The sequence below is a fragment of the Streptomyces sp. WAC06614 genome (genome assembly GCF_003949795.1).
GTDB lineage: Bacteria > Actinomycetota > Actinomycetes > Streptomycetales > Streptomycetaceae > Streptomyces.
Genome location: NZ_RPRY01000014.1, coordinates 22,441 through 48,967 on the forward strand (window position 1 = coordinate 22,441; position 26,527 = coordinate 48,967).

25 protein-coding genes are annotated in these 26,527 nt (G+C 72.1%); 13 read left to right on the forward strand and 12 right to left on the reverse strand.

Translation table 11 applies throughout. The features are described 5' to 3' along the window. Positions 1 to 5: 5 nt before the first annotated feature. Positions 6 to 626, reverse strand: coding sequence for a heme-copper oxidase subunit III (locus tag EF918_RS03645; protein WP_125640505.1), 621 nt, complete (start codon positions 624 to 626; stop codon positions 6 to 8). Between the two features lie 177 nt (positions 627 to 803). Between EF918_RS03645 and EF918_RS03650 the strand changes: the two genes are divergently transcribed. Continuing rightward, positions 804 to 1,205, forward strand: coding sequence for a response regulator transcription factor (locus EF918_RS03650; RefSeq protein ID WP_125640567.1), 402 nt, complete (start codon positions 804 to 806; stop codon positions 1,203 to 1,205). Between the two features lie 120 nt (positions 1,206 to 1,325). Here EF918_RS03650 and EF918_RS03655 read toward each other — a convergent pair whose 3' ends face one another. The 4 genes from EF918_RS03655 to coxB all read right to left on the reverse strand — a co-directional run bounded on the left by EF918_RS03655 (position 1,326) and on the right by coxB (position 5,793). Next, positions 1,326 to 2,579, reverse strand: coding sequence for an Ig-like domain-containing protein (locus EF918_RS03655; protein WP_125640508.1), 1,254 nt, complete (start codon positions 2,577 to 2,579; stop codon positions 1,326 to 1,328). A 117-nt stretch (positions 2,580 to 2,696) separates the two neighbouring features. Continuing rightward, the gene (locus tag EF918_RS03660; RefSeq protein ID WP_125640511.1) at positions 2,697 to 3,095 is read right to left on the reverse strand and encodes a cytochrome c oxidase subunit 4; all 399 of its coding nucleotides are present in this window, start codon (positions 3,093 to 3,095) and stop codon (positions 2,697 to 2,699) included. Further along, entirely contained in the window at positions 3,092 to 4,828 is a 1,737-nt protein-coding gene (ctaD, locus tag EF918_RS03665) for a cytochrome c oxidase subunit I (RefSeq protein WP_125640514.1), read from the reverse strand. The genes EF918_RS03660 and ctaD overlap by 4 nt, the downstream gene beginning before the upstream one ends. Then, on the reverse strand, positions 4,825 to 5,793 hold the full coding sequence (coxB, locus tag EF918_RS03670; RefSeq protein ID WP_125640517.1) for a cytochrome c oxidase subunit II: 969 nt from the start codon (positions 5,791 to 5,793) through the stop codon (positions 4,825 to 4,827). Before coxB ends, ctaD begins: the two co-directional genes overlap by 4 nt. Positions 5,794 to 6,134: 341 nt before the next feature. On the opposite strand from coxB, the gene EF918_RS03675 reads away from it, so the two are divergent. After that, the gene (locus EF918_RS03675) at positions 6,135 to 7,523 is read left to right on the forward strand and encodes an aminotransferase class V-fold PLP-dependent enzyme (RefSeq protein WP_125640520.1); all 1,389 of its coding nucleotides are present in this window, start codon (positions 6,135 to 6,137) and stop codon (positions 7,521 to 7,523) included. A gap of 58 nt (positions 7,524 to 7,581) precedes the next feature. Here the strand turns inward: EF918_RS03675 and EF918_RS03680 are convergent, their stop codons facing one another. Then, on the reverse strand, positions 7,582 to 8,325 hold the full coding sequence (locus EF918_RS03680; RefSeq protein WP_185921583.1) for a bifunctional 2-polyprenyl-6-hydroxyphenol methylase/3-demethylubiquinol 3-O-methyltransferase UbiG: 744 nt from the start codon (positions 8,323 to 8,325) through the stop codon (positions 7,582 to 7,584). A 41-nt stretch (positions 8,326 to 8,366) separates the two neighbouring features. Then, a complete protein-coding gene (locus tag EF918_RS03685; protein WP_125640526.1) occupies positions 8,367 to 8,969 on the reverse strand; it encodes a DUF3043 domain-containing protein in 603 nt (200 codons plus the stop codon). 283 nt (positions 8,970 to 9,252) lie between these two features. On the opposite strand from EF918_RS03685, the gene EF918_RS03690 reads away from it, so the two are divergent. Together EF918_RS03690 and EF918_RS03695 are read left to right on the forward strand one after the other, a co-directional pair. Continuing rightward, positions 9,253 to 10,047, forward strand: a complete 795-nt coding sequence (locus EF918_RS03690; RefSeq protein ID WP_125640530.1) for a PspA/IM30 family protein — start codon at positions 9,253 to 9,255, stop codon at positions 10,045 to 10,047. 20 nt (positions 10,048 to 10,067) lie between these two features. Then, a complete protein-coding gene (locus EF918_RS03695) occupies positions 10,068 to 10,346 on the forward strand; it encodes a hypothetical protein (protein ID WP_125640533.1) in 279 nt (92 codons plus the stop codon). Positions 10,347 to 10,382: 36 nt separating this feature from the next. On the opposite strand, the gene EF918_RS03700 is transcribed toward EF918_RS03695, so the two are convergent. After that, complete coding sequence (locus tag EF918_RS03700) at positions 10,383 to 11,201, reverse strand: hypothetical protein (RefSeq protein ID WP_260609736.1); 819 nt, start codon at positions 11,199 to 11,201, stop codon at positions 10,383 to 10,385. A gap of 87 nt (positions 11,202 to 11,288) precedes the next feature. Between EF918_RS03700 and EF918_RS03705 the strand changes: the two genes are divergently transcribed. From EF918_RS03705 to EF918_RS03715, 3 genes are all read left to right on the forward strand, one after another. Next, positions 11,289 to 12,107, forward strand: a complete 819-nt coding sequence (locus EF918_RS03705; protein ID WP_125640536.1) for an adenosylcobinamide-GDP ribazoletransferase — start codon at positions 11,289 to 11,291, stop codon at positions 12,105 to 12,107. A 52-nt stretch (positions 12,108 to 12,159) separates the two neighbouring features. Then, positions 12,160 to 12,918, forward strand: coding sequence for a response regulator transcription factor (locus EF918_RS03710; protein ID WP_260609739.1), 759 nt, complete (start codon positions 12,160 to 12,162; stop codon positions 12,916 to 12,918). 135 nt (positions 12,919 to 13,053) lie between these two features. Continuing rightward, positions 13,054 to 16,182 (forward strand): efflux RND transporter permease subunit, encoded by a 3,129-nt coding sequence (locus EF918_RS03715; protein ID WP_125640539.1) that lies wholly within the window; start codon positions 13,054 to 13,056, stop codon positions 16,180 to 16,182. Between the two features lie 106 nt (positions 16,183 to 16,288). Here EF918_RS03715 and nadA read toward each other — a convergent pair whose 3' ends face one another. Continuing rightward, positions 16,289 to 17,476 (reverse strand): quinolinate synthase NadA, encoded by a 1,188-nt coding sequence (nadA, locus tag EF918_RS03720; protein ID WP_185921581.1) that lies wholly within the window; start codon positions 17,474 to 17,476, stop codon positions 16,289 to 16,291. 309 nt (positions 17,477 to 17,785) lie between these two features. Between nadA and EF918_RS03725 the strand changes: the two genes are divergently transcribed. Beyond that, positions 17,786 to 18,142 carry an iron-sulfur cluster assembly accessory protein gene (locus tag EF918_RS03725; RefSeq protein ID WP_125640545.1) on the forward strand — a complete coding sequence of 119 codons (357 nt, stop codon included), beginning with the start codon at positions 17,786 to 17,788 and terminating at the stop codon, positions 18,140 to 18,142. 143 nt (positions 18,143 to 18,285) lie between these two features. Here the strand turns inward: EF918_RS03725 and EF918_RS03730 are convergent, their stop codons facing one another. Together EF918_RS03730 and EF918_RS03735 are read right to left on the reverse strand one after the other, a co-directional pair. Then, the gene (locus EF918_RS03730) at positions 18,286 to 19,707 is read right to left on the reverse strand and encodes a hypothetical protein (protein WP_125640548.1); all 1,422 of its coding nucleotides are present in this window, start codon (positions 19,705 to 19,707) and stop codon (positions 18,286 to 18,288) included. Positions 19,708 to 19,796: 89 nt separating this feature from the next. After that, the gene (locus EF918_RS03735) at positions 19,797 to 20,024 is read right to left on the reverse strand and encodes a hypothetical protein (protein ID WP_125640551.1); all 228 of its coding nucleotides are present in this window, start codon (positions 20,022 to 20,024) and stop codon (positions 19,797 to 19,799) included. Between the two features lie 132 nt (positions 20,025 to 20,156). Between EF918_RS03735 and EF918_RS03740 the strand changes: the two genes are divergently transcribed. Continuing rightward, positions 20,157 to 21,134: a carbohydrate kinase family protein gene (locus EF918_RS03740; protein ID WP_125640554.1), complete on the forward strand. Its 978-nt coding sequence runs from the start codon at positions 20,157 to 20,159 to the stop codon at positions 21,132 to 21,134. Positions 21,135 to 21,257: 123 nt separating this feature from the next. Here EF918_RS03740 and EF918_RS03745 read toward each other — a convergent pair whose 3' ends face one another. Beyond that, complete coding sequence (locus EF918_RS03745; protein ID WP_125640557.1) at positions 21,258 to 21,470, reverse strand: hypothetical protein; 213 nt, start codon at positions 21,468 to 21,470, stop codon at positions 21,258 to 21,260. A gap of 95 nt (positions 21,471 to 21,565) precedes the next feature. Between EF918_RS03745 and EF918_RS03750 the strand changes: the two genes are divergently transcribed. From EF918_RS03750 to EF918_RS36730, 4 genes are all read left to right on the forward strand, one after another. Next, complete coding sequence (locus EF918_RS03750) at positions 21,566 to 22,774, forward strand: bifunctional adenosylcobinamide kinase/adenosylcobinamide-phosphate guanylyltransferase (protein ID WP_185921582.1); 1,209 nt, start codon at positions 21,566 to 21,568, stop codon at positions 22,772 to 22,774. A 72-nt stretch (positions 22,775 to 22,846) separates the two neighbouring features. Continuing rightward, positions 22,847 to 23,908: a nicotinate-nucleotide--dimethylbenzimidazole phosphoribosyltransferase gene (cobT, locus tag EF918_RS03755; RefSeq protein WP_125640560.1), complete on the forward strand. Its 1,062-nt coding sequence runs from the start codon at positions 22,847 to 22,849 to the stop codon at positions 23,906 to 23,908. Positions 23,909 to 23,987: 79 nt separating this feature from the next. After that, positions 23,988 to 25,817, forward strand: coding sequence for a phosphatidylglycerol lysyltransferase domain-containing protein (locus tag EF918_RS03760; protein WP_125640564.1), 1,830 nt, complete (start codon positions 23,988 to 23,990; stop codon positions 25,815 to 25,817). Then, on the forward strand, positions 25,814 to 26,527 hold a 714-nt coding region (locus EF918_RS36730; RefSeq protein ID WP_260609740.1), incomplete at its 3' end, for a hypothetical protein. The genes EF918_RS03760 and EF918_RS36730, both read left to right, overlap by 4 nt.

The window sequence follows — 26,527 nt, forward strand, 5'->3', positions numbered from 1 at the left end:
GTTCGCTACTTGATCAGGTAGATCGTGGCGAAGAGGCCGATCCAGACGACATCGACGAAGTGCCAGTAGTAGGACACGACGATGGCCGACGTGGCCTGTTCGTGGGTGAACCTCTTGGCCGCGTACGTCCGGCCGAGGACCAGCAGGAAGGCGATGAGACCGCCCGTCACGTGCAGACCGTGGAAGCCGGTGGTCAGGTAGAACACCGTGCCGTACGGGCCGGACGAGAGGGAGATGCCCTCGTGCTTGACCAGCTCGGTGTACTCGAACACCTGGCCGCCGATGAAGATCGCACCCATGACGAACGTGATGATGAACCACGTCCGGAGCTTCTTCACGTCACCGCGCTCGGCGGCGAAGACGCCGAGCTGGCAGGTGAGGGAGGAGAGCACCAGGATCGTGGTGTTCGTCGCCGAGAACGGAAGGTTCAGGAAGTCCGCCTGACTCTTCCAGTACTCGGCGCCCGTCACGGATCGCAGGGTGAAGTACATCGCGAAGAGGGCCGCGAAGAACATCAGCTCGGAACTCAACCAGATGATGGTTCCGACGCTGACGAGGTTCGGCCGGTTGACCGTCGGGTGCGCGTGCCCGGTATCTACTGTCGTTGCTGTCGCCACGACCGACATTATGTCGGTCGCTTATCCCGCCCTCACCCCGGGGGGTGCCGTTCGGAGTGTCCGGGGGGTGTGCACTGCCCGAACGGCCCATCAGCAGGGTGGACGCGAGGGTGGCCGAACCGATGTTGACAGCGCGTCGGGAGGAGTAGCATCCCGCGCAAGATTTCCTGACGCGTGGAGGAAACGATGCGGGCGACGGCGAGGGTTCTGGTCTACAGCGACGACGCGAACACCCGGGAGCAGGTGCGGCTCGCGTCCGGGCGCAGGCCCGCCGCGGACGTGCCGCCGGTGGAGTTCGTGGAGTGCGCGACTCTGCCCGCCGTGCTGAAGGAGCTGGAGCTGGGCGGGATCGACCTGTGCGTGCTGGACGGGGAGGCCGTCCCGGCGGGCGGCATGGGCGTGTGCCGGCAGATCAAGGACGAGGTCTTCCGCTGTCCTCCGGTGCTGCTGCTGATGGGGCGCCCCCAGGACGCCTGGCTGGCCACCTGGAGCCGTGCGGACGCCGCGGTGACCCTTCCGGTGGACCCGGTGGAGTTCGCGGACGCCCTGGCGGGGCTGCTGCGCAAGCGGCTGACGGACGCGGCCTGACCCACCCGGGAAGGGGTACGGGCGCCGGGTACGTACGGGCCGGGCAGAGGGCCCGGTACGGCGCACACGGGCCGGGCGGCCGGGCCGGGGTCTCCCCCGGCCCGGCCGCCCGGGGCCGGCTCAGATCTGCGGGCGCAGCCGGGTGACGTCGACCGGGCTGCGGCCTTCCTGGGTGCCCTTGAGCAGGGCGCTTCCCTCGCGCCAGTCCTTCCAGTCGAGGTTCCAGTCGCCGTAGCCGTTGCCGAACGGGTCCATCTCCTCGCCGATGCTGTTGATCACGGTGACGAGGTCGCCCTCGGTGATGTTCTCGTAGAACCAGGCGGCGTTGCCGGTGCTCATGCCGGTGCAGCCGTGGCTGACGTTCGCGTAGCCGTGGGAGTCGATGGACCAGGGCGCGGCGTGCACGTATTCACCACTCCAGGTGACCCGGGTCGCGTAGTAGACGGGCAGGTTGTAGTACTCGCTGCCGCCGATGCCGACGGTGTCGCCGCGCATCTGGACGTAGTACTGCTTGCCGAGCACCACCTTGACGCCGTTGCGGGTGGAGAAGCCGGGCTTGCCGGTGGTCACCGGAATGGTGTTGATCACTTCTCCGTTCCGCTTGAACGTGAGGTAGTGCGCGGAGGCGTCGGTGATGACCTCGACCCGGTCGCCGATCTCCAGGGTGAGCGGCTTGGCCGCGGCGCCGTAGAGGTGGTCGCCGACCCGGATGCCCTCCAGATTGCTCCGTACGGAGACGGTGGAGTGCGCGGGCCAGTAGTCCTTCGGGCGGAAATGCAGCCGGGTGTCGTCGACCCAGTACCAGGAGCCCTCCACGGGGTTCGGTTTGGCGTCCACCACCAGGGCGCGCTCGACCACCGCGCGGGCGGCCTTGTCGTGGACGGGCTCGTTGAGTTCCGCCGTGAGGGGCTGTCCGACGCCGTATTTGCCCGCGTCCGGGCCGAATTCGACGTTGAGGACCTTGTGGGCCGGGGCGGTCTCGAACGTCAGCGTGCGCTGCCCTGGGGCGCCCCGCTCGTTCTCGGTGCTCACGGTGACGGTGTAGCGGACACCGGCGGCCAGGGGGGCCGTGCTGTGCCAGCGGTCGCCCCGGGCCGAGAGTTCACCTGCCAGGCGCCGTCCGTGGGTGTCCACGGCGGTGACGTCCGTGATACGGGTCCCGGTCCCGGTGCCCTTCACGGAGACTTCCAGCGGCCGGTCGGGGTCGACGGGGCGGGACCCCGCGGCCTGGTTGAAGGCGACCTGATCGGCCGCGTCGTACGGACGGGCGGACAGCGGGTGGTCACCGGACCCGCATGCGGTGGCGCCGGCCCCGAGGGACGCGACCAGCATGGCGCAGCTGAGTACCGTCCAAAGACGCGGAGTGTGCTTCATACGGGCAACGCTAAGAACGTATGACGATTACTGCGCGCGGGGTGACTGCAAACGAGGGGCCCGGACTCCTCCGAAGAGGTGTCCGGGCCCCTGTCTCACTGCTCGGCCGCGGCCGTCCTACTGGTTCTGGTTCTCACCGCGGTAGTACTCGTACACCCAGCCCCACAGGCCGATCAGGATGATCGGGGCCGAGAAGTACATCAGCCACCAGCCGAAGATGACGGCCATGAAGGCGAGCGCGCCACCGACCGCCAGCGAGAGCGGCTGCCAGCTGTGCGGGGAGAAGAACCCCAGCTCGCCCGCCTCGTCGGCGACGTCGGCCTCCAGGTTGTCCTGGGCCATCTCGTCCACACGCGCGGCCGTGAAGGCCAGGTAGTAGCCGATCATGGCGCTCAGGCCGAAGGCCAGCGCGAGCGCGGTGGTTCCGACCGGCTCCTTCGACCAGACGCCGTACACGACGGTCATGATCAGGATGAAGACGGAGAGCCAGAGGAACATCCTGCCCTGGATCTTCACTTGCCGGCCTCCTTGCCACCGGTGACGGCCTGGGTCTCAGCGCCGTGGTCCAACAGGTGGTCCAGCGCGGCGATCTCCGGGTGGTGGAGGTCGAACGCCGGGGATTCCGAACGGATGCGCGGCAGGGTGAGGAAGTTGTGCCGCGGCGGCGGGCAGGACGTCGCCCACTCCAGCGAGCGGCCGTAGCCCCACGGGTCGTCGACCTCGATCTTCTTGCCGTACTTGGCGGTCTTCCACACGTTGTAGAAGAACGGCAGCATCGACAGGCCGAGGAGGAACGAGCTGATCGTGGAGATGGTGTTCAGCGTGGTGAAGCCGTCCGCGGCGAGGTAGTCCGCGTAACGACGCGGCATGCCTTCGACACCCAGCCAGTGCTGCACCAGGAACGTGCCGTGGAAGCCCACGAACAGCGTCCAGAAGGTGATCTTGCCGAGGCGCTCGTCCAGCATCTTGCCCGTCATCTTCGGCCACCAGAAGTGGAAGCCGGAGAACATCGCGAAGACCACGGTGCCGAAGATGACGTAGTGGAAGTGCGCGACGACGAAGTACGAGTCGGAGACGTGGAAGTCCAGCGGGGGCGAGGCCAGGATGACGCCGGTCAGACCACCGAAGGTGAAGGTGATCAGGAAGCCGACGGCCCAGAGCATCGGGGTCTCGAAGGACAGCGAGCCCTTCCACATGGTGCCGATCCAGTTGAAGAACTTCACACCGGTCGGGACCGCGATCAGGAAGGTCATGAAGGAGAAGAACGGCAGCAGCACACCACCGGTGACGTACATGTGGTGGGCCCACACGGTCACGGAGAGGCCGGCGATCGAGATCGTCGCGGCGATCAGACCGATGTAACCGAACATCGGCTTGCGCGAGAAGACCGGGATGACCTCGGAGATGATGCCGAAGAACGGTAGCGCGATGATGTACACCTCTGGGTGTCCGAAGAACCAGAAGAGGTGTTGCCAGAGCAGCGCTCCACCGTTGGCCGCGTCGAAGACGTGGGCACCGAACTTGCGGTCGGCCTCCAGCGCGAAGAGCGCGGCGGCGAGCACCGGGAAGGCGAGCAGGACCAGGACACCGGTCAGCAGCACGTTCCAGGTGAAGATCGGCATGCGGAACATCGTCATGCCCGGAGCGCGCATGCAGATGATCGTGGTGATGAAGTTGACCGAGCCGAGGATCGTACCGAAGCCCGAGAAGGCCAGACCCATGATCCACATGTCGGCGCCGATGCCCGGCGAACGGACCGCGTCCGACAGCGGGGAGTAGGCGAACCAGCCGAAGTCGGCGGCACCGTTCGGCGTCACGAAGCCGGCCACCGCGATGGTCGAGCCGAAGAGGTACAGCCAGTACGCGAACATGTTCAGCCGCGGGAACGCCACGTCGGGCGCGCCGATCTGCAGCGGCATGATCCAGTTCGCGAATCCGGCGAACAGCGGCGTCGCGAACATCAGCAGCATGACGGTGCCGTGCATCGTGAACGCCTGGTTGAACTGCTCGTTCGACATGATCTGCGTGCCCGGACGGGCAAGCTCGGCGCGCATGAACAGAGCCATGATGCCGCCGATGATGAAGAACACGAACGAGGTGACCAGGTAGAGCGTGCCGATCGTCTTGTGGTCGGTGGTGGTCAGCCACTTCACGACCACGTTGCCGGGCTGCTTGCGCCGTACCGGCAGCTCGTTCTCGTAAGAGGCTTCAGCTGCCGCGGCACCCTGAGGTTCGTTGAGGATGCTCACAGTTTGTTCGTCTCCGCGTTACGGGCCGGGTCGGTCTGCTTGATGCCGGCCGGGAGGAAGCCGGTCTGCCCCTTCTCGGCCAGCTCCTTGAGGTGCTTCTGGTACTCCTCGGGAGAGACGACCTTGACGTTGAAGAGCATCCGGGAGTGGTCCACGCCGCACAGCTCGGCGCACTTGCCCATGAAGACGCCTTCTTCGTTCGGGGTGACCTCGAAGACGTTGGTGTGGCCCGGGATGACGTCCTGCTTGAACAGGAAGGGGACCACCCAGAAGGAGTGGATGACGTCGTTGGACGACAGGATGAAGCGGACCTTCTCCCCCTTGGGGAGGTAGAGGGTCGGGCCGGGCCAGCCCTTCTCGGCGTTCACATCGGCCGGGGTGCCCTTCTCGTAGACGCCCTCGGCGCCCGCCGGGAAGTCCTTGGTGAACCGGTCCGGGATGGACTCCAGACCCTTCGGGGCCGCGCCGGCCTTCGGGGTCGCCGCGTCACCGTCGACGTTCTCGATGTAGTTGAAGCCCCAGCTCCACTGGAAGCCCACCACGTTGATGGTGTGCTGCGGCTTCGCGGAGAGGGACAGCAGCTTCGACTCGTCGCGCGCGGTGAAGTAGAAGAGCACCGAGACGATGATGAGCGGGACCACGGTGTACAGCGCCTCGATGGGCATGTTGTACCGGGTCTGCGGAGGGACCTCCACCTTCGTGCGGCTGCGCCGGTGGAAGATGACGCTCCAGATGATCAGGCCCCAGACCAGGATGCCCGTGACCAGGGCGGCAGCCCACGACCCCTGCCACAGGGAGAGGATGCGCGGCGCCTCCTCGGTGACCGGGTCGGGCATTCCGAGGCGGGGGAAGTCTTTATATGTGCAACCAGTGGCGGTCGCCAGGACCGCGCCCGCAGTCAGCGCCTGCAGCAGCTTCCGCCGCATCGGGCGCCGCGGCGAGCGGTCGGAGCCGTAGGGACTCACGTAGCGCCTTCCCGAGAGTCTCGGCCCGCGCGACCGGCTGCGGCCGTCTTGCGTGTCGGTCGCCGGCCCTGACGCGGGCAGGGGTTTGGATGTTTATGCGGACCAAACCCTACTGGACGCTATTTGGGGCCGCGCGGGGAGGGTGCCCAACGCGCCGCTACTGCCCCCGAAGGGGTGGCTCGGCCGTACGGGGGACGGCCCGACCGCCCCGGAACGGCGGGCTCCGGCAGCCGTCTGACGCCCCCTGACCTGCCGTACGGCGCAGGCCCGGAGAGCCCGCGGCGGTGGCCGGCCGCGGGCCGCCCGGCGGTCCCGGGCCGGGGGTGCCCTACGGTGACGGGATGCCGTACTTCGACGTCGCGTCCGCCGCCCCGCTCCACCCGGTCGCCCGACAGGCGCTGCTCGCCTCGCTGGACGAGGGCTGGGCCGACCCCGTACGGCTCTACCGGGAGGGCCGGCGGGCCCGGCTGCTGCTGGACGCGGCGCGGGAGGCGGCGGCGGAGGCGGTGGGCTGCCGTCCGGACGAACTCGTCTTCACTCCTTCGGGGACGCACGCGGTTCACTCCGGCATCGCCGGGGCGCTGGCGGGGCGCCGGCGGGTGGGCGGCCACCTGGTGGTCTCGGCCGTCGAACACAGTGCGGTGCTGCACGCGGCCGAGGCCCACGCGGCGGCCGGCGGGAGCGTGAGCACGGTCGGGGTGTCCCGGGCGGGCGCCGTCTCGGCCGAGGACTGGCAGGAGGCACTGCGGGAGGACACCGCCCTGGCCTGCCTGCAGTCGGCCAACCACGAGGTGGGCACCGTCCAGCCGGTGGCGGAGGTGGCCGCGGTGTGCGCGGCGGCCGGGGTGCCGCTGCTGGTGGACGCGGCGCAGTCGCTGCCGTGGGAGCGGGTGCCGGAAGGCTGGTCGCTGGCGACGGCCAGCGCCCACAAGTGGGGCGGCCCGCCCGGGGTCGGGCTGCTGGCGGTCCGCAAGGGCGTCCGGTTCTCCCCCCAAGGCCCCGCCGACGAGAGGGAGTCGGGCCGCTCCCCCGGCTTCCCCAACCTGCCGGCCGTGGTCGCCGCGGCGGCCTCGCTGCGGGCGGTACGGGCCGAGGCGGAGGAGGAGGCGCGCCGGCTGCGGGTCCTGGTGGACCGGTTGCGGCGGCGGGTGGCCCGCCTGGTCCCGGACGTGGAGGTGGTCGGCGACCCGGACCGGCGGCTGCCGCACCTGATGACGTTCTCCTGCCTGTACGTGGACGGCGAGACCCTGCTGCACGAACTGGACCGGGCGGGCTTCTCGGTCTCCTCCGGCTCCTCGTGCACGAGCTCGACGCTGACGCCGAGCCATGTGCTGCGGGCGATGGGGGTGCTGTCGGAGGGGAACGTCCGGGTGTCCCTGCCGACGGGCACGACGGCGGCGGAGGTGAACGCGTTCCTGGAGGTACTGCCGGGGGTGGTGGCCGGGGTACGCGAACGCCTGGGCGTCCACCCGGCCCCGCAGGTGGCCCCGGTGGCGGAGTCGGTGGAGGTCGACGCGGTGGGGCTGCGGTGCCCGCAGCCGGTGATCGAGCTGGCGAAGGCGATCGGCACCGTGGCGGTGGGCGGCGTGGTCACGGTCCTGTCGGACGACGAGGTGGCCCGCCTGGACATCCCGGCGTGGTGCACCCTGCGGGGCCACGAGTACCTCGGCGAGGCGGAGGCGGAAGCGGGCGGCGGGGCCGTGGCCTACCGGGTACGCCGGGCGGCGTGAGCGGCTTATCGCTCAGCTCCGCCGGGGATGCGGGGGCGCAGCCCCCGTCAAGAGGGGGTCAGCCTCGGACGCCGATCAGGTGGAGGAGGGCGGCCACGCCGCGGTACGGGTCGGTGCGTCCGGCCCGTTCCTCGGCGGCCAGCAGCCGCTCCAGCTCCTGCTCCGGCGGCAGCTCGCGGCCGGCCTCGGTGCCGTCCGTGAACACCCGCACCCCGTACCAGGTGTGCAGCGGCGCCCCGATGCCCGACAGCGTCGAGGTCAGGTCGGCGAGCCGGTCCGCGCGGACGTCCAGGCCCAGCCGGTTGCGGTAGGCCACGGTGTCGAACGCCGCCAGCGTCGACGACCAGTCCCCGGCCAGGCCGGGCCGCATGGCCAGGGCGTCACCGTTGCGCACGAGCAGCGACAGCAGGCCTCCGGGCGCCAGCATCCGGGCCAGGCCGGCGAGCATGGCGTCCGGTTCGGGGACGTACATCAGCACGCCGTGGCACAGCACCACGTCGAAGCTGCCCGGCGTGAAGTGGGCGCCGGTCTCGCGGCCGTCGCCCTCCAGCAGCCGGACCCGGTCCTGGATGCCGGCCGGCTCCCGCTCCAGCGCCTCGCGCGCCACGGTGAGCATGCCCGCGTCGACCTCCAGGCCGGTCACCTGGTGCCCGGCCCGTGCCAGCCGAAGGGCCTGGGTGCCCTGGCCCATGCCGACGTCGAGCACCCTCAGCCGCTGTCCCACCGGGAAGCGGTGGGCGATCTGCTCCTCGACCTGGCGGCCGACGAGCTCCTGCCGGACGGCGTTCCGCAGCCCTCCCAGCCCCTCCAGCCAGAGCCGGGCGCCCCCCGCGAAGCTCTCGGTCAGGGCCGTTCCCCGCGCTTGACCTGCGGCTTCGGCAGGCGCAGCCGGCGCATCTGGAGGGTGCGCATCAGGCCGTACGCGACGGCGCCGCGCTTGGGCTGGTCCGGGAACCGCTCGTTCAGGGCCTTGCGCAGGCGGATGAACAGGCCGATCGAGTCGAGGATGATCAGCGCGATGACACCGAGCCAGAGCAGCAGCGCGACGTTCTGGATGGCCGGCTGGCGGATCATGCTCAGCACCAGGATGACCACCGCGAGCGGCAGGAACATCTCGGCGACCGAGAAACGGGAGTCCACGTAGTCGCGGACGAACTTGCGCACGGGGCCCTTGTCCCGGGCCGGCAGGTAGCGCTCGTCGCCGTTGGCCAGCGCCTCGCGCTGCTTGGCGAGCTCCACACGGCGGCGCTCGCGCGCCCGCTTGGCGTCCTCCTTGCGGTCGCCCGTCGAGGCCACCACGGCCTTGCGCTGCGACTGGGCGACGGCGCGCTTCGGCGTCGGGCGGCCCTTGGGGGCCTGGGGGTCACGGGGCTGCTTCGAGGCCTCGGCGCTCACCTTGTCGGCAGCGGCCGGCTTCTCTTCCTTGGAGGAACGGCTACCAAACACAGACGCAAGCCTACGTGCTCACCGGCATGCGCCCCACCCCGGCGGGGAACGATCCGGCAACGGCGGGCGTCTTGCTGGGTGACAGGTTTTCCACAGGATCCGGCCCTCGGGGTCCTCTCCTGGGACCACCTACTCCTCAGGCCTGACCGGGGCGCGGGTGTAGTCGTCCTGGAGGAGGAGCGCATCCGCACTCGAACAGTGCGGTAATGGAAGCAGGGCCCTTACTGTGGGTCCTGAGGTCGACCTGGAGTCGTAGTCCGTCAGAAGGGGGCGCGCGAAGCCCATGAGCGGTGTCATGAAGCGTATGGGGATGATCTTCCGCGCGAAGGCGAACAAGGCCCTTGACCGGGCCGAGGACCCGCGCGAGACCCTCGACTACTCGTACCAGAAGCAGCTGGAGCTGCTGCAGAAGGTCCGCCGGGGGGTCGCCGACGTCGCGACCTCCCGCAAGCGCCTGGAGCTCCAGCTCAACCAGCTCCAGGGCCAGTCCGCCAAGCTGGAGGAGCAGGGCCGCAAGGCGCTGGCGCTGGGCCGGGAGGACCTGGCCCGCGAGGCGCTGACCCGCCGGGCCTCGCTCCAGCAGCAGGTCAGCGACCTGGAGGTGCAGCACCAGACCCTCCAGGGCGAGGAGGAGAAGCTCACCCTCGCCGCGCAGCGGCTCCAGGCCAAGGTCGACGCCTTCCGGACGAAGAAGGAGACCATCAAGGCCACCTACACCGCCGCCCAGGCCCAGACCCGGATCGCGGAGTCCTTCTCCGGCATCTCGGAGGAGATGAGCGACGTCGGCCTGGCCATCCAGCGGGCCGAGGACAGGACGGCCCAGCTCCAGGCCCGTGCCGGTGCCATCGACGAGCTGCTGGCCTCCGGCGCGCTCGACGACCAGTCGGGCCTGGCCAAGGACGACATCCAGGCCGAGCTGGACCGGCTCTCCGGCGGCACGGACGTGGAGCTGGAGCTCCAGCGGATGAAGGCCGAGCTGGCCGGCGGCCCGTCGGCGCAGCAGCAGGCGATCGAGGGCGGCACCCCGGGCGCCGCGCAGCCGCAGCAGCAGACCCAGCACCGGTTCGACAAGCAGTAGGACGAGGACAGGGGCCCGTCATGATTGTCCGCATCATGGGGGAAGGCCAGGTCGAGCTGGCCGACAGCTACTTCGCCGAGCTGAACGGCCTGGACGACGAGCTCCTGGCCGAGCTGGAGGCCGGCGACGGGCCCGGCTTCCGCCGGACGCTGGGCGCTCTGCTGGACGCCGTACGGCGTCTGGGGACGCCCCTTCCCGACGATGCGCTGGAGCCGAGCGAGCTGATCCTGCCGGGGCCGGACGCCACCCTGGAGGAGGTCAGGGAGCTGCTCGGCGACGACGGGCTCATTCCCGGCTGACCGGCCGACGTCCCCGCCCCCGGCCCCGGCCCTACGTCAGCGGGGGCCGGGGCCGGGGGCGGTGTCGTCCTCCGGCGCCGTGCCCGGCCCGGGCGGCGGCGCCGTCGCCGGCGCCCCGGCCGGGTCCGGGGCGCCACCGATCCAGTCCTGGAACTTGCGCCGGGGCACCGCCCACCGCCGGTCGTGGTGGAAGGCACGCAGCCCGGCCTTGGCCCGGGCCTTGGGGCGGTTGGCGTAGAAGCGGCGGGCGTACGGGGAGCCGGGCCGGGCCAGCCGGACCGCCCCGATCAGGGCCACGAACGGGATCACCGTGCCCAGCAGGGCGGTGCGCGGTTTGCCCTTCCACAGGGCGACCAGGGCGATGAAGAAGTTGAGGGCGGTGTTGATGACCACCAGGCCCCGGTTCTGCCGTTCCTCCAGGGTCAGGTCGTTGACCCCGAAGGGCAGGAAGCCGCCGAGGACGAGCGCCACCAGGGCGGCGGTGAGCACCACGATCTCCACGCTCTTGCGGCCCTGCTCGCTCCAGTAGACGTCGTCCAGGTGCAGGATCAGCGCGAACTCGTCCAGCACCAGGCCCGCGCCGAGCCCGAACAGGACGGCCGAGATCAGCCCGCCGATGCTGTGATTGGTGCTGCCGATGGCGCCGAAGCCGCCGACGATCACCAGGACCACGCCGGGGACGACGTGGTGGACGTGGACGCCGCCGGGGGTGACGTTCCGGAAGGGGCCCCGGCCGGCCCGGATCAGCCGGGTGATGGTCCGGGTGACCAGGAACGACAGGACGAACGAGATCAGGGCGAGCAGCATCGGGAGCTTCCCGGGCTCCACGATGTTCCGGTACCACCAGTGACCCATAACGCCATCTCCCCATTGGGCAGGATATGGGTAATTTACCGGTACGGATGATCTGCTGATCGGCCCGACCCGGTACCGTTCGCGGCGATGACCGCCACACCCTCCGCCCCGACCCCGGACCCGAGCGACGACCCGGCCCCGGGCCCGGGCCCGGATCCGGCCCCGGACCCGAGCTCCGGCGGCGCCCTCGCGGCCCCGCTCGCCGACGGTCTGCGCTTCGCCTTCGGCACCCTCACCGTGCTGCCGGTGCGGCTCACGCGCTGGGACCGCCCGGCCGCGCGCACGGGCATGCTCTGCGCCCCGCTGGCCGGCCTGGTCGTGGGGCTGACCGCCGCGGCCCTCGGCGCGGCCCTGCTCCTGCTGGGCGCCGGGCCGCTGCTGGCCGCCGTCGCCACCGTGTCCGTGCCGGCCGCCCTCACCCGGGGCCTGCACCTGGACGGGCTGGCCGACACCGCCGACGGGCTGGGCAGCGGCAAACCGGCCGAGGCCGCGCTGCGGATCATGAAGCAGTCGGACATCGGCCCCTTCGGGGTGCTGGTGCTGCTGCTCTCGCTGCTGGCCCAGGTGGCCGCCCTCGCCGACGCCTGGGCCACCGGCTGGGCCCACGGCGCCCTGGCCGCCGTCACCGCCGCGGCCACCGCCCGGCTGGCCATGACCCTGGCCTCCCGTACCGGCGTCCCCCCGGCCCGGCCCGACGGCCTCGGCGCCGCCGTGGCCGGGGTGGTCCCGCGCCCCGGCGCACTCACCGTCGCCGTGCTCGCCCTCGCCGTGGCCGCCGGGCTCGCCGCGTCCGAACTGCTGCTGCGCCGCTGCGTCCGCCGGTTCGGCGGTGTCACCGGGGACGTGTTCGGCGCCCTCGCCGAGGTGTCCGCGGGCACCGTCCTGGTCGTCCTCGCCCTCGGCTGACCGCCGGGACCGCCCGCCCCGGGCCGGGACCGGGGTCGTACGCTCTGGTGCCGTGGAAGGGACCTCCGTGGAACAGACGGCCGAGGCCGGGGCGCCGGCGCCCATCAGGGTGCTGCTCGCCGACGACCAGGCGCTGCTGCGCAGTGCCTTCAAGGTGCTGGTCGACTCCGAGCCCGACATGCAGGTCGTCGGGGAGGCCTCCGACGGTGCGCAGGCGCTGGTGCTGGCGCGGGAGCGGCGGGCCGACGTGGTGCTCATGGACATCCGGATGCCCGGCACCGACGGCCTGGCCGCCACCCGGCTGATCAGCGCCGATCCGGAACTGGCCGGGGTCCGCGTGGTGATGCTGACGACCTTCGAGGTGGACGAGTACGTCGTCCAGGCGCTGCGTGCCGGGGCGTCCGGGTTCCTCGGCAAGGGCGCCGAGCCGGAGGAGCTGCTGAACGCCATCCGGATCGCGGCGGCCGGCGACGCACTGCTCTCCCCGGCCGCCACCAAGGGCCTGATCGCCAGCTTCCTCGCCCAGGGCGGCGGCGGGGCCGAGGACGGGCCGGTGGCCGGGGCCCTGCACGCCGAGCGGCTGGCCGGCCTGACCGGCCGGGAGCGCGAGGTGCTCGTCCTGGTGGCCGCCGGGCTGTCCAACGACGAGATCGCCGGCCGGCTGGAGGTCAGCCCGCTCACGGTCAAGACGCACGTGAACCGGGCCATGGCCAAGCTCGGCGCCCGCGACCGGGCGCAATTGGTGGTCATCGCCTACGAATCGGGACTGGTGCGCCCGCGCGGGGAGGACGGGCGGGCCCGCGCGCAGTAGTCCGGGCCCCTGCGGCGTACTGCGAACGCGGTATGCGCCGCGTGAGGACGGGACCTGGGGGCGAGGACCCGGCGGTGCCCGGTGGGATGGGATGGCGGGGCCACCATTTCCAGCCACAGCAGAGAGATCCCGCCCATGTCCTGGCTGTCTCGATTCAGCCTCGCCCAACGGGCCCTGATCGGCCTGGTGTCGATCGTCGCGCTCCTCTTCGGCGCCATAGCCGTCCCCCAGCTCAAGCAGCAGCTCTTCCCCTCGCTGGAACTGCCCATGGTCTCGGTGCTCGCGCCGTACCCGGGGGCCTCGCCCGACGTGGTCGAGAAGCAGGTCGTCGAACCGATCGAGGCCATGCTCAAGGGAGTGGACGGCATCACCGGCGTCACCTCCACCGCGACCGAGGGCAACGCGCTGATCCGCGCCGGCTTCGACTACGGCGACGCCGGCACCGAGCAGCTCGTCGCCGACGTCCAGCAGGCCGTCAACCGGGCCCGGGCGAAGCTGCCCGCCGAGGTCGACCCGCAGGTCGTGGCCGGCTCCACCGACGACATGCCCACCGTCGTCCTCGCCGTGACCGCCGACAAGGACCAGCAGGCCCTGGCCGACCAGCTCCGGCGCACCGTGGTCCCGGTCCTGGAGGGCATCGACGGCGTCGGCCGGGTGAGCGTCGACGGCGTCCAGGAGCTCCAGGTCACCGTCACCCCGGACGAGGCCGCGCTCGCCTCGGCCGGCCTGGACACCGGCAAGCTCGGTGAGGCCCTCAAGGCGGGCGGCGTCACCCTGCCGGCCGGCGCCTTCGACGAGGGCGGCAAGAACCGGACCGTCCGCGTCGGCGGCGGCTACACCTCCCTCGCCCAGATCCAGGACCTGCGCCTGAGCTCCGGCCCGGGCCGCCCGGTGGTCCGCCTGGGCGACGTCGCGGCCGTGGAGCAGAAGCCGGCCAGGCCGGTCTCGCTCACCCGCACCGACGGCAGGCCCAGCCTGGCCGTGGTCGTGACCATGGACAAGGACGGCAGCGCCGTCGCCATCTCGGACGCCGTCCAGGACAAGCTGCCGCAGCTGCGGGCCGACCTCGGCTCCGGCGCCCGGCTGACCGTGGTCAGCGACCAGGGCCCGGCCGTGGCCACCGCCATCTCCAGCCTCACCACCGAGGGCCTGCTGGGCCTGGCCTTCGCGGTGATCGTGATCCTGGTCTTCCTGGCCTCCCTGCGCTCCACGCTGGTCACCGCGGTCTCCATCCCGCTCTCGGTGGTCCTCGCGCTGATCGTGCTGTGGACCCGTGACCTGTCGCTGAACATGCTCACCCTCGGCGCGCTCACCATCGCCGTCGGCCGGGTCGTCGACGACTCGATCGTGGTGCTGGAGAACATCGAGCGCCACCTCGGCTACGGCGAGGAGCGCGAGGCCGCGATCCTGACCGCGGTCAAGGAGGTCGCCGGCGCGGTCACCTCCTCCACCCTGACCACCGTCGCCGTCTTCCTGCCGATCGGCCTGGTCGGCGGCATGGTGGGCGAGCTGTTCGGCTCGTTCTCGCTGACCGTCACCGCCGCCCTGCTGGCGTCGCTGCTGGTCTCGCTGACCGTCGTACCCGTCCTGTCGTACTGGTTCCTGCGCGCGCCCGAGGGCACCGCGCGGGACCCGGAGCAGGTGCGGCGGGGGGCCGAGGAGAAGGAGGCCCGCAGCCGGCTCCAGCGCGGCTACGTCCGTGTGCTGGGCTTCGCCACCCGGCGCCGCCTGACCAGTGTGGGCGTCGCGGTGGTGGTGCTGCTGGGCACCTTCGGGATGACCCCGCTGCTGAAGACCAACTTCTTCGACCCGGGCGAGCAGAAGGTCCTCACCCTCAAGCAGCAGCTGGCCCCCGGCACCTCGCTGGGTGCGACCGACGCCGCGGCCCGCAAGGTGGAGGCCGTCCTGGCCGGGGCGGACGGGGTCAAGGACTACCAGGTCACCGTCGGCTCCCAGGGCTTCCTCGCGGCCTTCGGCGGCGGTACGGGCGCGAACCAGGCCACGTACCAGATCACCCTGGACGACTCCGCGGACGCCGACAGGACCCGCAAGGGCATCGAGGCGGGCCTGGCCGGCCTGGACGGCATCGGCGAGACCCATGTCGTGGTCGGCGCCGCATTCGGCAACCAGGACCTCAGCGTGGTCGTCAAGGCCGGCGACGCCCAGGTGCTGGCCCGGGCCGCCGAGCAGGTGCGGGCCGAGGTCGCGAAGCTCAAGGACGTCTCCGACGTCCGGAGCGACCTGTCGCAGTCCGTGCCGCGGATCTCCGTCACGGCCACGCCGAAGGCCGCCGAGCTGGGCCTGAACCAGGCCGCCCTCGGCGGGATCGTCGCCGGGTCCGTGCACGGCGTGCCCGCCGGCAAGGCGGTCCTGGACAACACCGAGCGGGACGTCCTGGTCACCTCCGCCCACCCGGCCACCACCCTGGCCGAGCTCCGGGCGCTGAAGGTCGGCCCGGTCCGGCTCGGTGACATCGCCGAGGTCGAGGTCGTGCCCGGCCCGGTCGGGACGACCCGGATCGACGGCGCCCGCGCCGCGACGATCACGGCCAAGCCGGTCGGCGACAACACCGGTGCGGTCAGCTCGGCCCTGCAGACCACGCTGAAGTCCCTGGACCTGCCCACCGGGGCCACCGCCACCGTCGGCGGGGTCTCGCAGGACCAGGACGAGGCCTTCGGCAACCTGGGGCTGGCCATGCTCGCGGCCCTCGCGATCGTGTTCATGCTGCTGGTGGCGACCTTCCGGTCGCTGGTCCAGCCGCTGATCCTGCTGGTGTCCGTCCCGTTCGCGGCGACGGGTGCGCTGGGCCTGCTCATCGCCACCGGCACCCCGATGGGCGTGCCCGCGATGATCGGCATGCTGATGCTGATCGGCATCGTGGTGACCAACGCGATCGTCCTGATCGACCTGGTCAACCAGTACCGGGCGCAGGGGCTCGGGGTGGTCGAGGCCGTGATCGAGGGGGGCCGGCACCGGCTGCGCCCGATCCTGATGACGGCCCTGGCGACGATCTTCGCGCTGCTGCCGATGGCCCTCGGGGTCACCGGTGAGGGCGGTTTCATCTCGCAGCCGCTGGCCGTGGTGGTGATCGGCGGCCTGGTCTCCTCGACCCTGCTGACGCTGCTGCTGGTGCCGACGCTGTACACGATGGTCGAACTCCGCAAGGAGCGCCGCCGCGCCCGGCGCGCGGCCAAGCGCTCCACCGCTCCCCTGACCGTGGTCCCGCCCCGGCCGGACCAGGACCAGGCGCCGGCGGAGGTCTGACCCCTGGCGTGCAAAGGGCCCGGTGGGCGCCCCCTCGGGGGCGCCCACCGGGCCCGGCCTCTCGTCGGCCTCTTGCCGGTCTCGCGCCGGCGTTCCGCCTGGTCCCCTACGGGAGGGCCAGCATCCGTTCCAGGGCCAGCTTGGCGAAGGCCTCGGTCTCCTTGTCGACCTGGATCTGGTTGACCAGGGTGCCCTCGGCGAGGGACTCCAGGGTCCAGACGAGGTGGGGGAGGTCGATGCGGTTCATGGTCGAGCAGAAGCAGACCGTGCGGTCGAGGAAGACCACTTCCTTGTCCTCGGCAGCGAAACGATTCGCCAGCCGCTTGACCAGGTTCAGCTCGGTGCCGATGGCCCACTTCGAGCCGGCCGGGGCCGCCTCCAGCGTCTTGATGATGTACTCGGTCGAGCCGACGTAGTCCGCGGCGGCGACCACCTCGTGCTTGCACTCGGGGTGCACCAGCACGTTGACGCCCGGGATCCGCTCGCGCACGTCGTTGACCGAGTCCAGGTTGAACCGGCCGTGCACCGAGCAGTGGCCCCGCCACAGGATCATCTTCGCGCCGCGCAGCTGCTCCGCGGTCAGGCCGCCGTCGGGCTTGTGCGGGTTGTAGACCACGCAGTCGTCCAGGGACATGCCCATGTCGCGCACCGCGGTGTTGCGGCCCAGGTGCTGGTCCGGCAGGAAGAGCACCTTCTCGCCCTGCTCGAAGGCCCAGTCCAGGGCCTTCTTCGCGTTGGACGACGTACAGATCGTGCCGCCGTGCTTGCCGGTGAAGGCCTTGATGTCGGCGGAGGAGTTCATGTACGAGACGGGCACGGTGACGTCGGCGATGCCGGCCTCGGCCAGGACGTCCCAGCACTCGGCGACCTGCTCGGCGGTGGCCATGTCGGCCATCGAGCAGCCGGCGGCCAGGTCGGGCAGGACCACCTTCTGGTCGTCGGAGGTCAGGATGTCCGCCGACTCGGCCATGAAGTGCACACCGCAGAAGACGATGTACTCGGCCTCGGGCCGGGCGGCGGCGTCCCGGGCGAGCTTGAAGGAGTCACCGGTGACGTCCGCGAACTCGATGACCTCGTCGCGCTGGTAGTGGTGGCCCAGGATGAAGACCTTGTCCCCGAGCTTCTCCTTGGCCGCACGGGCGCGCGCCACCAGGTCCGGGTCGGACGGCGAGGGCAGGTCGCCGGGGCACTCCACGCCCCGCTCGCTCTTGGGGTCGGCCTCCCGGCCGAGCAGCAGCAGGGCGAGGGGCGTCGGCTGGACGTCCAAAGGCTGGGCGGTGGTCACGACACGCACCCTTTCTGTTCCGCGACTACGAGACTTCGGTCCTGGCCGGTCCAGGAAGAGGTCGACTTCTCGTCTATTTGACGTTATCTATGATAGCCGCTTCACGTCAGTTTGACGATGCCCGATCGTGTCGATGTGACGAATTCGCCCGCCCTCCCAGCGAGGCTCCACCGCCCCGCCCCGGTGTGCGAGCATGAATGTCTGAAACAAGCGTCAGGCCCGGAATGAATCCGCGGCCGCGTCGGTTGCAGCCGACGGCAAGAGTCCGACGTTTCCCTGCCCCGGCGGGGAGCCGCCCCACTTCGGGAGTGAATGCAGATGTCCGTTCAGGACGACAAGACCACTGTGAGCGACGGCATCCTCCTGTCCGACGCCGCCGCCGCCAAGGTCAAGGCCCTGCTGGAGCAGGAGGGCCGGGACGACCTGGCGCTGCGTGTCGCCGTTCAGCCCGGCGGCTGCTCGGGCCTGCGCTACCAGCTCTTCTTCGACGAGCGGTCCCTCGACGGTGACGTGGTCAAGGACTTCGACGGCGTGAAGGTCGTCACCGACCGGATGAGCGCCCCGTACCTGGGCGGCGCCTCGATCGACTTCGTCGACACCATCGAGAAGCAGGGCTTCACCATCGACAACCCGAACGCCACGGGCTCCTGCGCCTGCGGCGACTCCTTCAGCTGAGCCGTAGCCGGGGCCGCAGCGGGTACTGACCGCCCGGCGGCCACCGGGCACGGCAGAGGGGCCCCGACCGGACGACACCGTCCGGCCGGGGCCCCTCGCGCGTCCCGGAGGCCCTCGCTCGTCCCGGGCCCCTTTGCGGGCGCCTACGACTGCCGGGGCAGCTCCTGCCCGCTCTTGACGTCGATCACCTTCCGGTCGCCCAACGGCTGCTCCAGCTTGGCCGTCAGGGACATGTCCTCGGCGATCAGGATGCACGCCCGGCCCGGCTGCCGCGGGGTGTCAATGATCTTGACGAGCACCGACTGCGCGCTCTCCCGCACCTCCAGGCCGTAGTCGCTGCACGCCCCGCCCCAGAAGTTCACCGTCAGTTTCCGGTCACCTTCGCTGTACGAGAACCCGGGCACGGTCCCCGCCCCGCCGTCCCCCTTTGGCTCCTCGACCGCCGGCTGCGCCACGGTGTGCGCCGGGCCGCCGCCCTTGCCCGCCACCTCGAACAGCCAAGCCGGCACCAGACCGCGGACCCCGTCCACGGTCCCCGGGGCCAGGCCCACCACCGCCGCACGCACCTGCTCGGTCCGCGGCGGCTTGATCGGACGCGGCTCCGGGTTGCAGGGCAGCGGGTCGCCGGAGTGCACCGGGGTGTCCGGCTCCAGCGGCACCGAGGTCGCACAGCCGCTCGGCGCGGGGCTCCGACCCGGGCCGGAGCGGGCGTTCAGCCGCTTCAGCGCCTCCTCGGCCGGGACGATCACGGCCTCGCCGGCCTGGACCGGGGCCTTCAACTCGCCGCTGCCGCCCACCACCTGGCCGTCCGCGCCCACGTTCACCTTGGTGGTCCAGCCCTGCGTGGGCAGGCCGCCGACCACCGGGTCCGCCGCGACCACCCGGACCGCGCCCTGGGTGAGCCGGGCGTCCAGTGCCGCGCCGTTCTGCCCGACCGCGGCCAGCACCGGGCCGGCGGCCTTCTTGGCGGCCTCCTCCGACACCGCCTTGCCGGGGTCACCTTCCGGCGGCGCGATCGCCCCGCAACTGTCCTTGCCCTTCTGGCAGTTGTCCCCGCCGCCGAGCTGGAAGTGGGTGTACGTCCAGGTGCCCGGCGCCTTGCGGGTCACCGTCAGGCGCGGCCCCGAGGAGTCCCGTACCTCGCCGGCCTGCCACTGCTCGCCCGACAGCCGCGGCTCGCCCTCGATCCCGAGCGCCGCCGCGAGCCGGGCCACCTCCTCCTTGGTGACCTCCCCGTCCGCCTTGAACCGCGGGGAGCTCTTCGGCCCCTGCGGGAGCGGCCCGGTCGCCTCGTACGTCACCCCGCCGCCGGACGGGTCGGGCTCGCCCGGCGCGATCCCGGGCGCCGAGGGCTCCGTGGACTGCGGGCTCCCGGGCGCGCGCAACGAGGCCGAGGCCCGGTCGGCGTCCGTACGCCCGCCGCCGCTGCCGCCGTACGCCGAGGACGCCCAGTACGCCGTACCGCCCCCGGCCAACAGCACGGCCGCCGCGATCGAGCCGACCGCCCAGTTCCGCCGCCGCCGGTGGTGGGGATGGGGGCTGGTGTGCTGCTGCTCGCTGGTCACCGCATCGCTCCTTCGCTGCCTCGCCCGTTGTGCGTGACGCGGGTGTGACGTGGCGACGGCGCGACCGGTTCCCCCCGGACCGACGCGAGCTAGCCGACACCCCCCTGACCGTCCTTCTGACCGTCCTGGTCGCCGTACTGCGCCGTGCCCGCGATCAACCGGACCGAGGCCGCGGGAACGCGGACCCCGTGGATCTGCGAGGGCTCCACACGGGGCGGGCGGGGGCCGGCCGGGACCGTCCAGTGGGGTGCCATGCGGGCGCAGTCACCGAGAAGTCCCTGGAACCCTGAGTAGCCGAAACCGTCGGTATAGGTCATGAGGGCACCGTAGGCAGCGGGGAGGTGCGAAGAAAGACCTACTACGGGGTAGTTTCTGGTGGTCGGACGAAGGGCCCCGGACCGGGTAGCGTGGAATGTCCTTTCGCCGCCCCTCGCAGGAGCATCCACGCCGTGCGTATCGCAGTCACCGGCTCCATCGCCACCGACCACCTCATGACCTTCCCCGGCCGCTTCGCCGACCAGCTGGTCGCGGACCAGCTGCACACGGTCTCCCTCTCCTTCCTGGTCGACAACCTCGACGTGCGCCGGGGCGGTGTCGGCCCGAACATCTGCTTCGGCATGGGCCAGCTCGGCGTCCGGCCCATCCTGGTCGGCGCGGCCGGCTACGACTTCGACGAGTACCGCGCCTGGCTGGACCGGCACGGCGTGGACACCGCGTCCGTGCGGATCTCCGAGGTGCTGCACACCGCCCGGTTCGTGTGCACCACCGACCGGGACCACAACCAGATCGGCTCCTTCTACACCGGCGCCATGAGCGAGGCCCGGCTGATCGAGCTGAAGGCGGTCGCGGACCGGGTCGGCGGGCTGGACCTCGTCCTGATCGGCGCGGACGACCCCGAGGCGATGCTGCGCCACACGGAGGAGTGCCGGACGCGGGGCATCCCGTTCGCCGCCGACTTCTCGCAGCAGATCGCCCGCATGGACGGCGACAACATCCGCACCCTGATGGAGGGCGCGACGTACCTCTTCTCGAACGAGTACGAGAAGGGCCTGATCGAGACGAAGTCCGGCTGGACCGACGAGGAGATCCTCGGCAAGGTCGGCACCCGGGTGACCACGCTGGGCTCGCGCGGCGTGAAGATCGAGCGGCAGGGCGAGGAGCCGATCGTGGTCGGCTGCCCGGAGGAGACCGCGAAGGTCGACCCGACCGGTGTCGGCGACGCGTTCCGCGCCGGCTTCCTGACCGGCCTGGGCTGGGGCGTCGGCCTGGAGCGGGCCGCGCAGGTCGGCTGCATGCTGGCGACCCTGGTCATCGAGACCCTGGGCACCCAGGAGTACACCCTGGCCCGCGCCCACTTCATGGAGCGCTTCACCAAGGCCTACGGCGACACCGCCGCGGCCGAGGTCCAGTCCCACCTCCCGGCCTGACCCACGGGGGCCCCGCCCCCGCACCCCGGCACACGAAACCCCGGCGGGGCCGGCGCGTCCGGCCCCGCCGGGGTGTGCCACGCGCGGGGGCCCGGCCCGGGTGGGTCGGGCCCTCCGCCCGGGTCAGGCGTCCAGGGCCTCGCGCAAGCTCATTGCGTACAGTTCCGTGCCGGTGTCGTCCGAGAGCTTCACCCGCTCCGCGCCGCCCTCCAGCAGGTCGCGCCAGTACTCGCCGATCCAGGACTCGGCATCGCCCTGGGTGGTGAACTCCTCCGGGGTCACCGCCGGGGCCACCTCGGTGCCGTCCGCCTGCTCGAACCGCCACGTCCACGCCATGTCCGCCTCCGCTGCTCGTCCGGTGTTCCCTGGTGAGTCTGCCCCGCAGACTAGCCGGGCGCGCACCACTCGCGGTGGCGCGGGAGGATCTTCCTGTGGAACTGACTCTCCTGGGCACCGGAACGCCCGAAGGACTGCCCCGCCCCGGCTGTCCCTGCGCCGCCTGCGCGGTCTCCGTCGGCACCCGTGCCCGGGCCGCGACCGCGGTGCTCGTCGACGGGGCGCTGCTGCTGGACCTCACGCCCGGGGCGGTGTTCGCCGCGGCCCGGGCCGGGCGTTCGCTGAGCGGGGTGCGGCAGGTGCTGCTGACCCATCCGCACGACGGGCCGGCCCTGGAGCTGCCGCCAGGGCTGCCGGCGGCCGGGCGGGTGCCCGACGGGCGGGAGCTCGCCGTGATCAGCGGCCACCGGGTGCGGGCCGTGGCGATGGACGCGCCCGGGACCGGGTACGAGGTGACCGGGCCGGACGGGGAACGGGTGCTGTACCTGCCGCCCGGCGGGGCGCCCGCCGGGGTCGACGGCCACCGGACGGGGCAGCCCCCGTACGACGTGGTGCTCGCGGACGTGCTCGGCCGGCCCGAGGCGCTGGCCCGGCTCCGGGCCTCCGGCGCGGTCGGCCCGGCCACCGACGTGATCGTCGTGCACCTGGACCACGACACCGCGCCCGGCAAGGAGCTGCGGCGCCGCTGCGCCGCGGCCGGGGCCCGGGCGGTGCCGGACGGGACCACGGTGGTGGTGGGCGACGCCCGGTCGGTGCCGGACGTGCCGCGCCGCACCCTGGTGCTCGGCGGGGCCCGCTCGGGCAAGTCCGTCGAGGCCGAGCGCCGGCTGGAGTCGTTCCCCGCGGTGCACTACGTGGCTACCGGCGGGACCCGCGACGGGGACCAGGAGTGGGCGCAGCGGGTGGGGCTGCACCGGGAGCGGCGGCCGGCCGGCTGGCGGACGCTGGAGACCTGCGACCTGGTGCCGCTGCTCGCCGAGGACGGGCCGCCGCTGCTGATCGACTGTCTGGCGCTGTGGCTGACCGACGCCATGGACCAGGTCGGGGCCTGGGACGACGAGGTCTGGGCGAACGGCGGGCAGAAGGAGCTGCGGGAGCGGACCGGCGCCCTCACCGCGGCCCTGCGGGCGAGCCGGCGCACGGTGGTGGCGGTGAGCAACGAGGTCGGTTCCGGGGTCGTGCCGGCCACCGCCGCGGGGCGGCGGTTCCGGGACGAACTGGGGCGGCTCAACGCCGGTGTCGCCGACGAGTGCGAGCACGTCCTGCTCGTCGTCGCCGGGCAGGCGCTCCCCCTCAAGGGATGAGCCGTTCCCCCGTTGCCGGGGCGGCTGCGGCCGTGCCCTTGCCGCTCGTCCGGCGCCTGTACCCTTCGGCAGATGACCACGCTGAATCTCGACGACTTCTCCGATCTGATCGAGCGCCCCGACGGCGGCGTCCGGCGGGACGCCGAGGACCGCCGTCAGCGGCTGACCGTGCCGCCGGGCGCGCTCGGCCGGCTCGACGAGCTCGCCGAGTGGCTGGCGGCGGCCCAGGGGCAGGTCCCGGTCCGGCCGATCGAGCGCCCCAAGGTGGTGCTGTTCGCCGCCGACCACGGCGTGGCCGGGATCGGGGTGTCGGCCCGGCCCGCCGGGGGTGCGCACGCGCTCGTGCGGGAGGTGCTCGACGGGCGCAGCCCGGTGTCGATCCTCGCGGACCGGCTGGGCGCCGGGATCCGGGTGGTCGACGCGGGCCTGGACTGCGCGCCGGAGCTGCTGCCCGAGGACGTGGTACGCCACCGGGTGCGGCGCGGCAGCGGCCGGATCGACGTCGAGGACGCGCTGACGCCGCAGGAGGCGGAGGCCGCGCTGCGCCTGGGCATCGCGGTCGCCGACGAGGAGGCCGACGCCGGCACCGACCTGGTGGTGCTCGGTGACCTCAGCGTCGGCGGGACCACGGTCGCCGCGACCCTGGTGGCCGCGCTGTGCGGCACGGACGCCTCGGTCGTCACCGGCCGGGGCGGGGTGCCCATCGACGACCTGACCTGGATGCGCAAGTGCGCGGCGATCCGTGACGCGCTGCGCCGGGCCCGCCCGGTGCTGGGCGACCAGGTGGCCCTGCTGGCGGCGGTCGGCGGTGCGGACGTGGCCGCGATCACCGGTTTCCTCCTGCAGTGCGCGGTCCGCCGTACCCCGGTCATCCTCGACGGGATCGTCTCGGCCGCGTGCGGCCTGGTCGCGCAGCGGGCCGCGTTCCGGGCGCCGGACTGGTGGCTGGCGGGACAGGCGAGCGGGGAGCCGGGTCAGGCCAAGGCACTTGACCGAATGGCACTCAACCCCGTCCTCGATCACGGCGTCACAGTAGGTGAAGGTACCGGGGCATTGCTGGCCCTTCCGCTGGTCCAGGCGGCCGCCGCGCTCGCGGCGGACCTCCCGGAGCGGGCGGAGGAGCCGACGGGGTGAGCTGCGGTGGACGACGGCCCTGACCAGGTCGTCGTTCCCCACTCCGTACGAGAAGCGATGCCCCATATGATCGCTTTTCATGGGAGAGGTCCTTTTGGCCAGCGCAGAGACCGACCGCAGGACCGACCGCACGCCGGTCGCGGGAACGGGCGGAAACAAGAGGGGGAGTGCCGGCCGGGGCAGCGCGCGCTCGCGCCGCGCCGCCGGGTTCGCGGTCTGGTACCTGCGCCTCGTCACCTTCGTCAACTTCCTCAGCGCCGTGTGGGTGTCGCTCGGGCAGGACCTGCGGGCCCACAACACCGACGACTACTACACGCCGTACCTGCTCACCGCGGGCTTCGGCTCCGGCCTGTTCACGCTGCTGCTGGCGGTCACCATGGGCCGCCGCAAGCGGGCCGCCTGGATCCTGAACCTGGCGCTGAGCGGCATGATGCTGGTGCTGTTCCTCGCCGCGTTCTGCCTCCCGCACGGCGGTGACATCCGCGCCCACGCCCAGAACTGGGTCTCGCTGGTGCTCACGGCCGCCTTCGTCGGCGCCCTGCTGCTGGGCCGCCACGAGTTCTACGCCAAGGGCGACCGCTCCAACCCCAAGCTGGCCACCGCCGTGGCCGGTGTCGGGCTGCTGGTGACCTCGCTGGTCGCGGCGCTGCTGGTCGGGCTCACCAACAGCGCGCCCGACGCCGCCGAGGTCTCGTTCCCGACCCGCTGGCGCTACGGCGTGATGCGTCTGATCACGCTCGACGAGAGCGGCTCCCTGGGCATCGTCACCCCCGGCTGGGTGGACGTGTTCATCAACGTCATGTCGTTCGTGCTGCTGCTGGCGGTGCTGCTCGCGGCGTTCCGTTCCCGGCGCGCCGTCGACCCGCTGACCGAGGAGGACGAGGAGCGGCTGCGCGCCCTGCTCGACCGGCAGGGCGACCGGGACTCCCTGGGCTACTTCGCGCTGCGCCGCGAGAAGAGCGTCGTGTGGTCCCCCACCGGCAAGGCCGCCATCGCCTACCGCGTCGTCGGCGGGGTCTCGCTGGCCTCCGGCGACCCGATCGGCGACCCCGAGGCCTGGCCCGGCGCCATCGAGCCGTGGCTGGCCGAGGCCCGCGAGCACGGCTGGGTGCCCGCGGTCATGGGCGCCGGCGAGGAGGCCGGCACCGTCTACGCCCGGCACGGCCTGGACGCCCTGGAACTGGGCGACGAGGCGATCGTGGAGACCGCCGAGTTCACGCTGGAGGGCCGCGCCATGCGCACCGTCCGGCAGGCCTACAACCGGATCGGACGCGCCGGGTACCAGGTCCGCATCCGCCGGCACGCCGACATCCCGGCCGAGGAGATGGACGAGCTGCTGCGGCGCGCCGACGACTGGCGCGACGGCGCCACCGAGCGCGGCTTCTCGATGGCCCTGGGCCGCCTCGGCGACCCGGCCGACGGCCGGTGCGTGATGCTGGAGTGCACCGACGCCCAGGGTGAACTGCGCGCCCTGCTGTCCTTCGTCCCGTGGGGCGCCAAGGGCCTGTCGCTGGACCTGATGCGCCGTGACCGGGACTCCGACAACGGCCTGATGGAGTTCATGGTCATCGAACTCCTCCAGCGCGCCGAGGAGATCGGGGTCACCCAGGTCTCGCTGAACTTCGCCATGTTCCGGTCCGTCTTCGAACGCGGCTCCCGGCTCGGCGCCGGCCCGGTGCTGCGGATGTGGCGTTCGCTGCTGAGCTTCTTCTCCCGCTGGTGGCAGATCGAGTCCCTCTACCGCGCCAACGCCAAGTACCGGCCCATCTGGGAACCGCGGTTCATGCTCTTCGAGAAGAGCTCCGACCTGCTGCGCATCGGTATCGCGGCCGGCCGGGCCGAGGGCTTCCTGGAGGCGCCCGGGCTGCCGAAGTGGGTGCACCGCAGACACCTGGAGAGCAAGCGTTGACGCGACCCGCACTGCGGCGGTTCGCCCGCCGCGAATGGGGGCCGCTCCACTGGACCGTGCGGGACGCGCTCGTCGGGAAGGGGTGGCGGGCCGTCCCGATGACCCTGGGCGCGGTCTGCCTCACCTCGGTGTTCCAGATCGTGCAGAACCAGCCGTGGGGGTTCCAGCCGGTGCAGGACCTCGGGTCGGTGAAGGCCGCCGACCCGCTGTGGCTGGCACTGCTGCGCACCCCGCTGTCGCTGTTCGTCCCCGCCCTGGACCTGCCGGTCTGGGGCGCGCTGGCGCAGATCCTGCTGGTGTTCGGCATCGCCGAGATCTGCATCGGCTGGTGGCGCACGCTGCTGATCGGCTACGTCGCGACCGTCGCCGGCACCAGCTACGCCCGGATCGGCCTGGCCCTGAGCCCGGACCATCCGTTCGGCCTGCCCCTGTCGGACCGGGTGGTCAACGACACCGGGCCGTCGGCGGCGGTGGTGGGCCTGGCCGTGTACGTGTGCTGGCGCTACCGGGCGTACCTCACCGGCTGTCTGGTCGTCGTCGTGATGATCGTGGAAGTGCTGGTCAAGAACAATCTCGCGGGCAAGGAGCACCTGGCCGCCATGGCGGCGGTGATGGCCGTCTGCGCGGTCCGGGCCAAGTGGGGCCCGCAGCGCTCCCGGGAGCCGCTGGGCCGCAGGCCCCCTCCCCCTCCCCCGCCGTCGCCCGGAGCT